This is a genomic window from Haemophilus parainfluenzae, from assembly GCF_014931415.1.
GTDB classification, from domain to species: domain Bacteria; phylum Pseudomonadota; class Gammaproteobacteria; order Enterobacterales; family Pasteurellaceae; genus Haemophilus_D; species Haemophilus_D parainfluenzae_AF.
In genome coordinates, this window is sequence record NZ_CP063121.1 from 372,750 (window position 1) to 387,185 (window position 14,436).

Genomic DNA, 14,436 nt, shown 5'->3' on the forward strand with positions numbered 1-14,436 from the left:
TTCCTTTAACATTAAATTTATTTCATTTGATTTGGCATCGAATTTTTTTCAATTTCCGGCATAAAGCTACCACCGGCAACAGCTCCCGTTCCTTCTACGGGTTGCATAATACCATTAGGTAATGCATCGGGATCTTGTTTTTGTGGTTCTCCTGTACAAGCTGAGATCAGCAATGCACTCGAAATAATTAAGAGTAATTTATTCATAAAAAAGGTCATCCTGTTATTTTAAAATAAGATAAGCAATCACAGCCAGAGCAACGACACTCCAACCAATGATTTCAATGGATTTACGTAATTTCGCGGCGAATTTTTCTCCGCCCCATGCAGCGAGTTTTGCCACTAAAATAAAACGAGCAAAACGCGACACAAATGCAGTAATCACAAAGGGGATAAACGCCATTTGCATCACGCCCGCGCAAATGGTGAAAACTTTGTAAGGAATCGGGCTAAAACCAGCGACAAATACCACTAAAATGCCCCATTCTTTAAACCACGCCATAGCCTGTTCCCAAGCAGCTTGGTAGCCCCATTGTTGAATATAACCTTGAACCCAATCAAAGGCATAATAGCCGATAGCATAACCAATCATTCCCCCCACTACAGAAGCGACCGCTGTATAAAGCGCAAAACGAAACGCACTTTTCGGTTTTGACATTGACATTGGAATCAACATCACATCGGGTGGAATTGGAAAGAAAATGGCCTCAATAAAACTCACAAAGGATAGCCAAAACACGGCAAAGCGATGTTTTGACCATTGCATCGTTTTATCGTACATCGCACCAAAAATATTCATTCACTTATCCTTTATTGCTTCAATGGGGAAAATTCGTTTCAAAATGGCACATTATTCACTTTCCAGCCAATCTTGTAAAGCAGCAATTGACTGATGAGCCGTAAGATCAGCTTGAATTGGTGTAATGGAAACATAACCATTTTTTACTGCATGGAAATCGGTGCCTTCACCATCATATTCAGGCAAGCCTGACGGACCAATCCAATAGATATTTTCGCCTCGAGGATCTTCTTGTTTAATCACTTCGGCCGCAGATGTGCGATAGCCTAAATGACAGACTTTAATGCCTTTAAGTTCTTCGTAAGGTAAATCTGGTACATTGATATTGATCACTTCGCGTTTATTCAATAATTGAGGATGTAATTTGGGAATCAAATCACACACCACGCGAGCCGCTGTTTCATAATGCAGACGACCATCTAAAGATACCGCAATAGCTGGTAACCCTAAATGACGCCCTTCCAATGCAGCCGCCAAGGTGCCTGAATATAAGGTATCATCACCCATGTTACAACCTGCATTAATACCAGATACTACGAGATCGACTTGTCCAGATAAAAAACCGTTTAATGCCAAATGCACACAATCAGCCGGCGTGCCATTTACGCAATAATCACCACTATCTAAATGACGCGGGCGAAGTGGCTCAACAAGCGTTAATGAGCTTGATGCCGCGCTACGATTACGATCGGGTGCAACAATTACCACATCGGCAATTTTTCGTAATTCTTTTGCTAAAACTTGAATCCCTTCGGCGTGAAAACCGTCATCATTGCTGACTAAAATTCGCATTATTCTTCTTCCTTAATATTCACTAACTCTCGCACCAATGCAGTGGCATAACTCCCTGCTGGCAAATAAAATGAGAGCTTCAATCCCTCTTCAACAAACGTCCAATGGAAATCTTTTGCCTGCATTAATAAAGGGCGGCGAGCGGCTTTCATTCGTTCTTGTTTCATTAATTCTTGGAAAACCTGATGTTCTAAAACCACCTGATTTTCGACCGCACTTGCAGATAAATTTTCTTCGCCAATTAAAGGCGCGGTCAGCAAAATATCTTGTTCGTTCAAACGTTGCTGTAAAACCGCTAAATCTTCATTTTCATCAGCCTTAAACCAACTATGCGATCCGTTTAATTGCACAATATCGTCTCTTAGAACCTGATCTGCCACATTTTGTTCAATTCGTTCTGCTACAACTAAATTAAAAATTTCGCTACGAGCCGCTGAAAGGTAAAAACTGCGTTTTTTACGATCTTTAACCTTAATCTCCCCTTTCGCCCAACGAATCGCTTGAGTCAGATTATGGCCATCACGCCCAAAACGTTGTTCGGTAAAGTAGTTAGGGAAACCGTATTTCGCCACAAAATTTAAGCGCTCATTTAATTCATCACTTTCTTTTGCGCCACGCAATAAAATCTCAAAAGCATTTCCTTGAAGACTGCCCGTGCGAATTTTACGATTGTGGCGAGTCACTTCTAAAATCTCGACACCTTCCAATTGAAATTGGCTAAAATCTGGCGTTTCTTTACCTGGCATTTGCAAACAAAACCATTGTTCTGTAATACCATGGCGATCTTTCAAACCGGCATACCCCATATTTCGATCAGAGATACCCGCAAACTTCGCGAGTTTTTCGCCCACAAACAACGTATTACAATCTGTTTTACGGATTTTTACCGCCACAAATTCGCCTTCGCCTGACATTTCATAGCCCAGATCTTCTTTCACAATAAAATCAGCGAACTCTTGCTTTAAAAGTGCGGTTGTTTTTGGCGGTGTTTTTAAGGTGAAATAAGGGAGATGTTTGACCATTTTTTTCGTTCTAAAATAAGAAAGCCCAACTTTTTTCGCTGCAATAAATAGCGTGATCAGCTGGGCATGTTAAGCACAATTTATTCGCGCAGAATTTTAACCTTTCCGCCCCTTCAAGGCAAACTGAAATGAGAATAAATTTTTAGCGACATTTTCATCTTTATCCCCTACAATGACCGCACTTTTTCTGACAAAAGGAATGCCTTATGACGAACTTTAACGAACTTCAAGAAGAAACCCGTGAAATCATTACGGACTTATTAAATGATGGCAGCGATCCGGATGCCCTTTATATTATCGAACATCACATCGCCCATTATGATTTTGATACCTTAGAAAAAATTGCCGTGGATGCTTTCAAAGCGGGCTATGAAGTGTCAGAAGCAGAAGAATTTGAAGATGAAAATGGCAAGGTCATTTTCTGTTTTGACATCATCAGTGAAGTGGAATTAAAACCTGAAATTATCGATGCACAACAAAAAGAAATTTTACCATTAGTCGAAAAATATAAAGGCATTTATGATGGCTGGGGCACGTATTTTGAAGATCCAAATGCCGAGGACGATGAATACGGTGATGACGGCGAATTTTTTGACGATGAAGATGTCGAAGACGACAACGAACGTTTACATTAATAATAACAAAGGGCGTGTTAAACCGCCCTTAATTTTTATCTTACCCAAATAGGAATGAAACAATGAAACTCAAAGCGCTTTCTTTAGCATTACTTGCCTTGCCTATCGCTTCTTTTGCTGCAGACCCCATATCTCATCAACCAACGGATATCAGCTTTAGTGTTGAAGCAGAAAAAGAAGTAGAACGTGATTTATTGCAAGTCTCCCTTTTTTACCAAGCGGAAGGCAATGATTTATCCGCGCTCAATAAAACCATGGCGGAAAAAATGAATAAAGCCATTGAGTTGGCAAAAGCACAAAGTGCGGTTGAAATTAAGGACAATTCTCGTAATACCTGGATTCGCTATGACAATAAAGGCAAACAGCAAGGTTGGATTGCGCGTGCAGAATTAACTTTGGAAAGTAAAGATTCTCAAGCGTTATCAACCTTAGTACATGAATTAGATGGCGTATTAGCCATTGATCGCGTAAGTGCGTCTGTTTCACGTGAGAAATTAAATAGCTTAGAAAAAGAATTAACCAAAGAAGCTTTAGCGAAAGTTAAAGATAAAGCCCTATTAATTCAAGAATCTTTGCAGATGAAAGGTTATCACACACAAAGCCTTGACGTGTCTTCTGCCAATGATTCAGCGAATGATTTCCGCCCTTATGCCGCAGGGGCAATGATGGCAAAAAGTTTCTCTTACTCGGATGAAAAAGATGAAACTTACACTCAAAGTGGCAAAGAGAAAATTAAAGTCAGTGTGAATGCGCGAATTGCATTGCTTAAAGAATAATTTTCTATACAATGAACGACGATTTTTTTAATAAGGAAAACAATATGAAAGTAGCAAAAAATACGGTTGTGAGTATTGCTTACCAAGTACGTACTCAAGACGGTGTATTAGTTGATGAAGCACCAGCAAATCAACCATTAGAATATTTACAAGGCCACAATAACTTAATCATTGGGCTTGAAAATGCCTTAGAAGGTAAAGAAGTTGGCGACAAATTTGAAGTGCGTGTTCAACCTGAAGAAGGCTACGGCGAATACAATGAAAACATGGTTCAACGTGTACCAAAAGAAGTATTCCAAGGCGTTGATGAAGTAGTGGTTGGTATGCGTTTCTTAGCAGATACAGATATCGGCCCTGTTCCAGTTGTGATCACGGAAGTGGATGGCGATGAAGTAGTGGTTGATGGTAACCATATGTTAGCGGGTCAAGAACTACACTTCACTGTTGAAGTTGTTGGTACTCGTGAAGCAACATTAGAAGAAATTGCTCACGGTCACGTGCATGGTGAACACGATCATCACCATCATCACGATGATGAAGGTGGCCACGGCTGCGGTTGTGGCGGTCATGGTCATCATCACCATGATCACGATCATGGACACGGCGGTTGCTGTGGCGGTGGTCATAAACACGATCATGATCACGGACACGGTCATGGCGGCTGTGGTTGCGGTGGTCACTAATCTTAATCTAGAAATAAAACTAGAGACAAAAAAAGTGCGGTTAAAAATAACCGCACTTTTTCTTTATCTAAACTTTCATTACAGAATAAATCGACTTAAATCTTCATTCTCAATCACTTCGCCTAAAGCATCAATCACATAAGCGGCATCGATATTCACGGTTTGACCATCCATTTCACTCGCATCAAATGAGATTTTATCCATTAAACGTTCCATAACGGTATGTAAACGTCTTGCACCGATATTCTCCGTTTTCTCATTCACACGGAAAGCGGCTTCGGCAATTTTCTTGATTGCATCTTGTGTAAACTCAATGCTCACGCCTTCTGTCGCCATAAGCGCTTTATATTGCTCTGTTAAAGACGCATTTGGCTCAGTTAGAATACGCTCAAAGTCTTCTGCCGTTAATGCAGACAATTCAACACGAATCGGCAAACGACCTTGCAATTCAGGGATTAAATCTGATGGACGCGCCACTTGGAATGCCCCTGAAGCAATAAAGAGAATATGATCAGTTTTCACCATACCGTGTTTAGTATTAACCGTCGAACCTTCCACTAATGGCAATAAGTCTCGTTGCACGCCTTCACGAGAGACATCGGCACCACTGTATTCGCCTTTTTTACAGATCTTATCGATCTCATCAATAAACACGATACCGTTTTGCTCAACTGCATCGATAGCTTTTTGTTTCAATTCCTCTGGATTGATCAATTTGGCTGCTTCATCATCAATTAAGGTTTTTAACGCATCCTTAATTTTCATTTTGCGTTTTTTGGTTTTATCCGAACCTAAACTTTGGAACATGGATTGCAACTGATTGGTCATTTCTTCCATACCTGGAGGCGCCATGATTTCTACGCCCATTGACACGCCCGCAGACACATCAATTTCGATTTCTTTATCGTCTAATTGACCTTCACGTAATTTTTTACGGAACGCTTGGCGAGTACTGCTATTAGTATCGTGGTTTTCCACTTCACCCCATTGATTTTTTGGTGGTGGTAGTAATGCATCTAAAATACGATCTTCCGCCGCATCTTCTGCTTTCGCACGATTTTTCGCAATTTCTTGTTGGCGAACTAATTTCATCGCACTGTCCGTTAAATCACGGATAATGGAATCTACTTCTTTCCCCACATAGCCCACTTCGGTGAACTTGGTTGCTTCCACTTTAATGAAAGGTGCATTGGCTAATTTTGCAAGACGACGCGCAATCTCGGTTTTACCCACACCTGTTGGTCCAATCATTAAAATATTTTTAGGGGTAACTTCATGGCGAAGTGGCTCTTGCAACTGCATTCTTCTCCAACGGTTACGCAACGCGATCGCAACCGCTCTTTTCGCCTCTTTTTGGCCGATAATATGTTGATCTAATTCGGAAACAATTTCACGAGGGGTCATTTCAGACATAATTTTTCCTTATTTATTCGGTAATTCTTCGATAGTGAAATTCGTATTGGTGAACACGCAAATATCACCCGCAATTTTTAAAGATTTTTCTACAATTTCACGAGCTGATAAATCGGTATTTTCTACCAACGCACGGGCTGCCGATAATGCATAATTACCGCCTGAACCAATGGCTAAAATCTGATCGGCTTCTGGCTGCACCACATCACCAATACCGGTAATGATTAAACTTTCTTTTTCATCCGCCACAATCAGCATCGCTTCTAACTTGCGTAACGCACGATCGGTTCGCCAATCTTTGGCTAATTCCACCGCAGCTTTTAACAAATGTCCTTGATGCATTTCTAATTTACGCTCAAATAATTCAAATAAGGTGAACGCATCGGCTGTACCACCTGCGAAACCGGCTAAAACTTTGCCATTATATAAACGGCGCACTTTACGGGCATTCCCTTTCATCACTGTGTTGCCTAATGAAACCTGTCCATCGCCCCCAACAACCACTTGGCCATTACGACGTACGCTTACAATTGTTGTCATTCTTTTAATCCTTCTTTTAAGAAAAGTTACTCGTTATATGGCGATCGATTCCACCAAATTCAAGGGAAAATTTTTCTTTGATGCTTTATTAGACAATCAGTTTTAAAAAATGTGACAAAGATCACTTTTTTAAATAGCAAACGATTGCTATTATTTCACACCTTTATTTTAAAGGAATATGATTTGTTACAAATAAAACAAACTACTTAATGAGGAAAACATGAAAAATTTACTTAAACTTTCTGCCATTGCAATTTTAGCGGCAAGCGCAGCCTCTACTTTTGCATCAAACAAAGAACCTTACACTGAACAAGGTACGAATGCTCGTGAAATGACAGAGCAAAAACCGATTCACTGGATCTCTGTTGAGCAGTTGAAAAAAGAATTAGAAGGCAAAGCACCAATTAATGTGAGCTTCGACATTGATGATACTGTACTTTTCAGTAGCCCTTGTTTCTACCACGGCCAAGAAAAATACTCACCAGGTAAAAATGATTACTTAAAAAATCAAGATTTCTGGAATGAAGTGAATGCGGGTTGTGACCAATATTCCATTCCAAAACAAATTGCGGTGGATTTAATTAATATGCACCAAGCACGTGGTGACCAAATTTATTTCATCACAGGTCGTACAGCGGGCGATAAAGATGGTGTGACACCTGTGCTACAAAAAGCCTTTAATATTAAAGATATGCACCCTGTAGAATTCATGGGCGGTCGCAAACTTCCAACTAAATATAACAAAACACCGGGTATTATTGACCACAAAGTGAGTATTCACTATGGAGACAGCGATGACGATATACTCGCAGCAAAAGAAGCAGGTGTTCGTGGTATTCGTTTAATGCGTGCAGCAAACTCTACTTACCAACCAATGCCAACCCTTGGTGGCTACGGTGAAGAAGTATTGATTAACTCAAATTACTAATCTTCCTAAAAAGTGCGGTTATTTTGACCGCACTTTTCTTATCTAATTAACCATCTTAATTTTTAAAAAGTTTCTGGGAATATGCTAAAATTTTTCTGTTTTCAGGAGCCTATTTATGTCAGAACTCACGTCTAATCAATATTTAATCATCATTGCCGTGCTGGTTTTTATCAGTATTGTGATGCTTTTTCTATTAAGCCGCAGCAAACGAGATACGCAAGAATTACAACAAGATCTCAATAAAACTATCGAAGATTACAATCAATTAGCGGAGCGTTTTGATTCTTTAAGTGCGGTCAAAAATCAATTAGAACAACAAGCCGTTAAAGCGCAAACTCATGCAGAAGGTTTGCAAACTCGCCTTAATGAACGTGATGAAAAAATCCAATATTTAGAAAAAGAATTAGATGAAGAGCAACTCCGTCACGATCAAATTGGCGGGCAAATCACCGCATTAAAAGAACGTTTTGGGATAGCATCTGCACAAGCCGAAAGCTTGCAAGGTCAATTACAACAAGCTCAGGAAAATCTACTTAGAAAAGAACAAGAGCAGCAAAAAACGCAGGAAAAATTGACCGCACTTTCACAGGAATTAACAGAGCTCAAAACCACGCTTTCCGAAAAAGAAAAGCATTTTGCTGAACAGCAACAGCATATTGAACAATCCAAACAACAGCTTGGCGTAGAGTTCCAAAATCTGGCCAACCGCATTTTGGAAGAAAAAAGCCAATCCTTTAATCAAACCAATCAGACGGCATTGGAAACCTTGTTGAAGCCCTTCCGTGAACAAATCGAAGGCTTTCAAAAACGAGTCAATGAAATCCATTCGGAATCAGTAAAAGGCAATGCGGGTTTAGAAGCGGAAATCAAAAAGGTGTTGGAAATTGGCTTAAACATGTCGAAAGAAGCCAATAATTTAACCTCTGCACTAAAAGGTGAAAAGAAAACCTTAGGCAACTGGGGAGAAGTACAACTTGAGCGCGCACTTCAGTTGGCTGGTTTAATTGAGAACTTGCATTACAGTGCACAGGCCCATTTTAAAGATGAGCAAGGCGGACGAAACTATCCTGATTTTGTACTGAATCTGCCCGATGAGAAAAATATCATCATTGATAGCAAAATGTCATTAAATGCTTACGAAAGTGCGGTCAATTCTGAGGATGAATTTGAACGTGAGCGTTTACTAAGGGAGCATATTAAAGCGTTGAAAAATCACATTGATGACTTGCACCGCAAGGATTACAGCAATTTGATTGGCATGCGTAGCCCTAATTTTGTCTTGATGTTCATCGCTGTGGAACCCGCTTATATTGAAGCCTTAAAATTAGACCCAAGTCTGTTTAACTATGGCTACGAGAAAAATGTCATTATGGTGTCGCACACGACCTTAATGCCAATTTTACGCACGGTGGCAAATTTATGGCGTATCGAACGAGGTAATGCTGAGGCTAAAGAAATCGCAGAAAAAGCAGGCGAAATTTACAACCAGATTTGCTTGGTAGCAGAACGCTTGAGCAAACTGGGCAATACCCTTTCCACCGTGAGCAATCAATATAACAGTACTGTTACCGCTCTTGTGGGGCAACAGGGTTTAGTGGGGAAAGTCGAGCGATTTAAAGACTTGTCAGCGAAGGCTAACAAGAGCATGCCAAACGTTGAATTGCTCAATAATGACGTGGATTTAACGCGCCTATCCCTTATCACTACCGAGAACGGGGTAAAATAAAACATACCTGTTGAATTTTTCTTTAAAAGCGGCTATTTTCTTGCCGCTTTTTTATTTGAATTTTTTATTTGTGGGGAATTTTATGACAACGGAACAAAAAGAAATCACGGATCCATGTGCAAAATATAACGAACAAACCAGTTTTCTAAGCAAAACAATTTTTGCAAGCCGTTGGTTACAAGTGCCTATTTACTTAGGTTTAATTGTCGTGCAAGGCATCTATGCCTACAAGTTTATGAAAAACTTGTGGTATCTCATCACCAATGTTAATGAAATGGATGCAGACACCATTATGCTCGCCGTCCTCAATCTCATTGATGTGGTGATGATTGCGAACTTATTGGTGATGGTGACATTAGGCGGATACGAGATTTTTGTTTCAAAACTACGCACGAAAAACCATCCGGATCAACCTGAATGGATGAGCCATGTGAATGCAACAGTGCTGAAAGTGAAACTTTCTATGTCAATTATCAGCATTTCGTCTATTCACTTATTGCAAACCTTTGTGAATGCCTCAAAAATTTCTGAAAAAACGATTATGTGGGAAGTGATTATTCATTTTTCTTTCTTGATTTCAGCGATTGCAATGGCTTATACCGACAAAATTCTCTACAGTACAAGCCACAAAAACCATTAATACACAAAGTGCGGTCAAAATTGACCGCACTTTTGTTTTCTAAAACTCATCTTGATGTTTAAATTTCAATAAATCTCGACGTTCTTTTTTATTTGGACGACGATCAGGATGTGGCATCGAAAGGGCATTATTTTTTCTTGCCCACGCCATTTCTTCCCGTTTTTTCACACTCTGTGCTGTTTCTTGGTAAAGCAGTTGAGCCTCAGGTGCACCACGACGTTGATCGCTCAACGCAATCACTTCAATTTCTTTTTCATCGTTGCCTTGGCGAAGTTTAATCATCGCTCCGATTTCTACATTTTTACTTACTTTGGCACGCTGACCGTTGTAATGGACTTTGCCCCCTTCAATCATCGCTTTCGCAATGCTACGGGTTTTATAAAAACGTGCTGCCCAGAGCCATTTATCTAATCGTACTTCGTTATTTTCAACCATAACTCTTCCTATTTCTCTCACTTTGCGTATGATGAGCCAATGACAAGATAATAGGGCTAATATCATGAAAAAACAACTTCCACACATTCTCTCCCTTTCCACCGTGGCAAAATCCCGTTTATTTGAAATTCAAGCTGTCGAACTCAAATTCTCTAATGGAATTGACCGCACTTATGAACGTTTTCGCCCTTTCAATCGAGATTCCGTGATGGTGATTGCGATTGACGGCGAAGATTTACTTCTTGTTCGTGAATATGCGGTAGGAACAGAACAATATGAGTTAGGCTTTGTAAAAGGTGGAATGGATGTGGGGGAAACGCCCGAACAAAGTGCCAATCGAGAACTACAGGAAGAAATTGGCTTCGGCGCAAAAAAATGGACATTTTTACGTACCATGAAAATCAATCCACAAATTATGGGGCATAAAATGCACGTTTTATTAGGCGAAGATCTGTATCCAAATCAACTAGAAGGCGATGAGCCTGAACCATTAGAAATGGTGCGTTATCCGTTATCGCAACTTGATGCACTTTTGGTCAGTGATGAATTTAATGAGGCCAGAAATCTTGCTGCACTTTATTCTTTGCGAGATTTTTTGAAAAAACGTAAATAAATCGAATAAATTTAGATAAATTCTAATCGCAAGCGATTAACTTTAAAGAAAACTTGCATAAATATTCTTTTTTTGAGAATGTATCGCCATTTTTTGAAAAATATATATAGGAAAATCTATGTCTCATAATAATTTAAAAGAATTGACCTTCCGGGGGATGTTCCTTGGGGCGTTAATTACAGTGATCTTCACTGCATCTAACGTTTATTTGGGTCTTAAAGTGGGGATGACGTTTGCGTCCTCTATTCCTGCTGCCGTTATCTCTATGGCTGTTTTAAAATTCTTCAAGGATTCCAGTATTTTAGAAAATAACATGGTACAAACCCAAGCTTCATCAGCGGGGACGTTATCTTCTGTTATTTTCGTGCTTCCTGGCCTATTAATGATGGGTTACTGGCAAGAATTCCCATTCTGGCAAACAGTGCTTATTTGTGCCGCTGGTGGTACCTTAGGCGTACTATTTACCATTCCATTACGTCGTGCAATGGTGGTAAACAGTGACTTACCTTACCCTGAAGGCGTGGCTGCCGCTGAAATCTTAAAAGCGGGTAATAATGACGAAAGCGACAGTGGTGTAAAAGATATTGCTTACGGCGGTATTTTTGCAGGAACCGTTGCATTCTTAACCAACGCATTACGTGTCATGTCTGATAGCGCGAGCGCATGGTTCTCTAACGGCAAAGCGATTTTCCAATTACCAATGGGTTTCTCACTTGCCTTAGTGGGTGCAGGTTACTTAATTGGTATCGTGGGCGGTCTTGCTATGTTATTCGGGACATTCCTTGCTTGGGGTGTCGCGGTACCTTATTTCACTGCAACAGGCGATATGCCAACGGATGCCTCTATTGTTAGTTATGCCATGGCTGAATGGAAAACGAAAGTTCGCTTTATCGGTGTAGGTACTATCGGTATTGCGGCGATTTGGACATTATTAATCCTTTTCAAACCAATGATCGAAGGGATGGTTCATTCTTTCCGTATGCTAAAAGGCTCACAAGCTGAATCAGAACATCGTATTGATATCGACTTATCACCAAAAACCATCATTTACATTTTATTGGCGACTGTCGTGTTAATCGTGATTTCCTTATATCACTTTGTGGCAGCAGCGCCTATTTCTGCTGAACTTGCCGTATTATTAGTGGTGGTTTGTACGCTACTCGCAGTATTAATTGGCTTCTTCGTTGCAGCAGCGTCTGGTTATATGGCTGGACTTGTAGGCTCATCTTCTAGCCCTATTTCTGGTATCGGGATCATTTCTGTTATCGTGATTTCACTTGTTTTAGTGACCATTGGTAAAAGCAGTGGTTTATTTGAAACAGCTGACGGTCAAAAATTCTTAACCGCATTGACCTTATTCACGGCATCTATCGTTTTAACCACCGCGACTATTTCAAACGATAACTTACAAGACTTAAAAACCGGTCTTTTAGTGGAAGCGACCCCTTGGAGACAGCAGGTTGCATTGATTATCGGTTGTTTCGTTGGTGCATTAGTCATTGCACCGGTATTAGAAATTCTATACCACGCTTATGGTTTTACTGGCGCATTACCACGTCCAGACATGGATCCTGCACAAGCGCTTTCAGCACCACAAGCAACCCTTATGACTACCATTTCACAAGGTATTTTCACCAACCATTTAGAATGGACTTACATTTTAACTGGTGTAGGTTTAGGTATTGTGTTGATTATTTTGGATGCATTCATGCGTAAAACCAGTGACAGCCGCTTTGCCTTACCGGTATTAGCGGTGGGGATTGGTATCTACCTTCCACCATCAATCAATATGCCAGTTGTAGTCGGTGCAGTAATGGCATGGTTTATCACTCGTCACATTAAAAACTATGCAAAACGCACTAACGATACTGAAGTGGAGAAAAAAGCAGAACGTTTCGGCACACTTTTCGCTGCGGGTTTAATTGTGGGTGAAAGCTTGATGGGCGTAATCTTAGCCTTCATTATTGCGGCGTCTGTTACATCAGGTGGTTCTGAAGATCCATTAGCCTTAGGATTAGAAAATTGGGATAATATTGGCGAATTACTTGGTCTTGCCGTATTTATCTTTGGTATCTTTATTTTCGTTTCTCGTGTATTACGTGCGAAGAAATCGAAATAATGGATTAAAATAGGCTGTCCTCGGATAGCCTATTTTTCTAGGAGCTTAAGGTGTCAACGCAATCCCCTTATCTAAAGGCAATTATCATCTTCCCATTGGTTACGCAACTAATAGGTAGCGCCATTGCTTATGTCGTTTTCGGAATGGACTACTGCAAAGAAGGTAACTTCGATGCTGCATTATTTGGATTCTTTCTAACATTCTGGCCACTCACCGTGCCGGCAATCATCAACGCTTACTTTGCTAAATACCGCGGCTATCTACGTCATCAGTGGAATAAAATTCTCATTTTTTCATTCATCATTCTTTTTTGTTATTGGAGTATCGGCAATCTTCTCATCGCACAAAATACCCAATATCTGACAGACCGTATCTTATTCGTCTTAGAGGGTTCTGTTATCCTGGCAATCTATACGGCAATCTTCCTCTCCTTGTTATTACCGAAATCAAAGTAGGAAATAAACATGCAATTATCTCAATCTCTTCTCGATCAAGTCCAAACGCTCGCTAATGAAGCGGGAAAACATTTAGCTCATTTTTACCAACAGGACGTGACAATACAAACCAAATCGGATAACACCCCTGTCACGGAAGCAGATTTATTTGTCAGCCAATTTTTAATCGAAAAACTGACCGCACTTTTCCCTGATATTCCTGTTCTTTCAGAGGAAAACTGCAATATCTCCTTTGAGCAACGCCAAACTTGGCAAACTTATTGGTTAATCGATCCCCTTGATGGTACGCAGCAATTTATTGATCGCACAGATCAATTCTCCGTATTGATTACACTCGTGCAAAACCACCAACCTGTACTGGGTGTGATTCACTTCCCTATTTTGAATATCACCTATTACGCCATGAAAGGTTTTGGGGCATTCAAACAGAGTGATAAAGAGATAACACGCTTACAGCCAAGAAAAATTGATCTTACAAAACCATTAAAAATTGCCGTAGGCGCCACCACCTCACAAGAAAAAGTGCGGTCAATTTTAACGAAGAATTTGCCATGTGAATTTACGGTGGTGGGTTCGAGTAGTTTAAAAAGCGGTTTGGTTGCTGAAGGAGCTGTTGATTGCTATGTTCGCCTCGGTAAAACCGGCGAATGGGATACGGCAGGTGCTGAAATTTTATTAGCTGAAATCAATGGAATGATTTTCGATCCGCAGTATCAGCCGCTCACCTATAATCAGCGTGAAAGTTTAATTAATCCACCCTTTGTGATGGTGGCAGATAATACACAAAATTGGGCATCTGTCTTTCAATTTAATTGATTGGTTCGATTGGTAAAGTGCAGTAATATATTGCATTATTTAAAA

17 protein-coding genes are annotated in these 14,436 nt (G+C 40.2%); 10 read left to right on the forward strand and 7 right to left on the reverse strand.

Features of this window, described 5'->3' with window-relative positions; translation table 11 throughout:
• Positions 1 to 17: 17 nt before the first annotated feature.
• Genes INP93_RS01800 through truD form a run of 4 tightly spaced genes read right to left on the reverse strand, consistent with a single transcriptional unit; the run spans position 18 to position 2,612 of the window.
• Positions 18 to 206: a hypothetical protein gene (locus tag INP93_RS01800; RefSeq protein WP_049363974.1), complete on the reverse strand. Its 189-nt coding sequence runs from the start codon at positions 204 to 206 to the stop codon at positions 18 to 20.
• 16 nt (positions 207 to 222) lie between these two features.
• Complete coding sequence (locus tag INP93_RS01805) at positions 223 to 798, reverse strand: YqaA family protein (protein WP_070592694.1); 576 nt, start codon at positions 796 to 798, stop codon at positions 223 to 225.
• Positions 799 to 849: 51 nt separating this feature from the next.
• Positions 850 to 1,590, reverse strand: a complete 741-nt coding sequence (surE, locus tag INP93_RS01810) for a 5'/3'-nucleotidase SurE (protein ID WP_193451568.1) — start codon at positions 1,588 to 1,590, stop codon at positions 850 to 852.
• Complete coding sequence (gene truD, locus INP93_RS01815; RefSeq protein WP_111327572.1) at positions 1,590 to 2,612, reverse strand: tRNA pseudouridine(13) synthase TruD; 1,023 nt, start codon at positions 2,610 to 2,612, stop codon at positions 1,590 to 1,592. The genes surE and truD overlap by 1 nt, the downstream gene beginning before the upstream one ends.
• 206 nt (positions 2,613 to 2,818) lie before the next feature.
• On the opposite strand from truD, the gene rraB reads away from it, so the two are divergent.
• The 3 genes from rraB to slyD all read left to right on the forward strand — a co-directional run bounded on the left by rraB (position 2,819) and on the right by slyD (position 4,706).
• Positions 2,819 to 3,247, forward strand: a complete 429-nt coding sequence (gene rraB, locus INP93_RS01820; protein WP_049363970.1) for a ribonuclease E inhibitor RraB — start codon at positions 2,819 to 2,821, stop codon at positions 3,245 to 3,247.
• 62 nt (positions 3,248 to 3,309) lie between these two features.
• The gene (locus INP93_RS01825) at positions 3,310 to 4,023 is read left to right on the forward strand and encodes an SIMPL domain-containing protein (protein ID WP_193451567.1); all 714 of its coding nucleotides are present in this window, start codon (positions 3,310 to 3,312) and stop codon (positions 4,021 to 4,023) included.
• A 44-nt stretch (positions 4,024 to 4,067) separates the two neighbouring features.
• A complete protein-coding gene (gene slyD, locus INP93_RS01830) occupies positions 4,068 to 4,706 on the forward strand; it encodes a peptidylprolyl isomerase (protein WP_054418495.1) in 639 nt (212 codons plus the stop codon).
• Between the two features lie 78 nt (positions 4,707 to 4,784).
• Here slyD and hslU read toward each other — a convergent pair whose 3' ends face one another.
• Together hslU and hslV are read right to left on the reverse strand one after the other, a co-directional pair.
• On the reverse strand, positions 4,785 to 6,119 hold the full coding sequence (hslU, locus tag INP93_RS01835; RefSeq protein WP_049356794.1) for an ATP-dependent protease ATPase subunit HslU: 1,335 nt from the start codon (positions 6,117 to 6,119) through the stop codon (positions 4,785 to 4,787).
• A 9-nt stretch (positions 6,120 to 6,128) separates the two neighbouring features.
• Complete coding sequence (gene hslV, locus INP93_RS01840; RefSeq protein WP_005695137.1) at positions 6,129 to 6,659, reverse strand: ATP-dependent protease subunit HslV; 531 nt, start codon at positions 6,657 to 6,659, stop codon at positions 6,129 to 6,131.
• Between the two features lie 220 nt (positions 6,660 to 6,879).
• Here hslV and aphA point away from each other — a divergent pair, with 220 nt between their 5' ends.
• The 3 genes from aphA (at position 6,880) to INP93_RS01855 (ending at position 9,953) form a co-directional block, all read left to right on the forward strand.
• On the forward strand, positions 6,880 to 7,587 hold the full coding sequence (aphA, locus tag INP93_RS01845; protein ID WP_111327791.1) for an acid phosphatase AphA: 708 nt from the start codon (positions 6,880 to 6,882) through the stop codon (positions 7,585 to 7,587).
• A 115-nt stretch (positions 7,588 to 7,702) separates the two neighbouring features.
• Positions 7,703 to 9,313 carry a DNA recombination protein RmuC gene (locus INP93_RS01850; protein ID WP_049373062.1) on the forward strand — a complete coding sequence of 537 codons (1,611 nt, stop codon included), beginning with the start codon at positions 7,703 to 7,705 and terminating at the stop codon, positions 9,311 to 9,313.
• Positions 9,314 to 9,395: 82 nt separating this feature from the next.
• Positions 9,396 to 9,953: a TIGR00645 family protein gene (locus INP93_RS01855; protein WP_049369894.1), complete on the forward strand. Its 558-nt coding sequence runs from the start codon at positions 9,396 to 9,398 to the stop codon at positions 9,951 to 9,953.
• Between the two features lie 39 nt (positions 9,954 to 9,992).
• Here the strand turns inward: INP93_RS01855 and hslR are convergent, their stop codons facing one another.
• Positions 9,993 to 10,388, reverse strand: a complete 396-nt coding sequence (gene hslR, locus INP93_RS01860) for a ribosome-associated heat shock protein Hsp15 (RefSeq protein WP_193451564.1) — start codon at positions 10,386 to 10,388, stop codon at positions 9,993 to 9,995.
• A gap of 64 nt (positions 10,389 to 10,452) precedes the next feature.
• Here hslR and nudE point away from each other — a divergent pair, with 64 nt between their 5' ends.
• The 4 genes from nudE (at position 10,453) to cysQ (ending at position 14,391) form a co-directional block, all read left to right on the forward strand.
• Positions 10,453 to 11,001 carry an ADP compounds hydrolase NudE gene (gene nudE / locus INP93_RS01865; protein WP_197544989.1) on the forward strand — a complete coding sequence of 183 codons (549 nt, stop codon included), beginning with the start codon at positions 10,453 to 10,455 and terminating at the stop codon, positions 10,999 to 11,001.
• 118 nt (positions 11,002 to 11,119) lie between these two features.
• Positions 11,120 to 13,120 (forward strand): OPT family oligopeptide transporter, encoded by a 2,001-nt coding sequence (locus INP93_RS01870; RefSeq protein ID WP_111387086.1) that lies wholly within the window; start codon positions 11,120 to 11,122, stop codon positions 13,118 to 13,120.
• Between the two features lie 50 nt (positions 13,121 to 13,170).
• Positions 13,171 to 13,575, forward strand: a complete 405-nt coding sequence (locus INP93_RS01875) for an HI_0559 family membrane protein (RefSeq protein WP_197544990.1) — start codon at positions 13,171 to 13,173, stop codon at positions 13,573 to 13,575.
• Between the two features lie 9 nt (positions 13,576 to 13,584).
• Entirely contained in the window at positions 13,585 to 14,391 is an 807-nt protein-coding gene (gene cysQ, locus INP93_RS01880; protein WP_197544991.1) for a 3'(2'),5'-bisphosphate nucleotidase CysQ, read from the forward strand.
• The last annotated feature ends 45 nt before the right edge of the window (positions 14,392 to 14,436 follow it).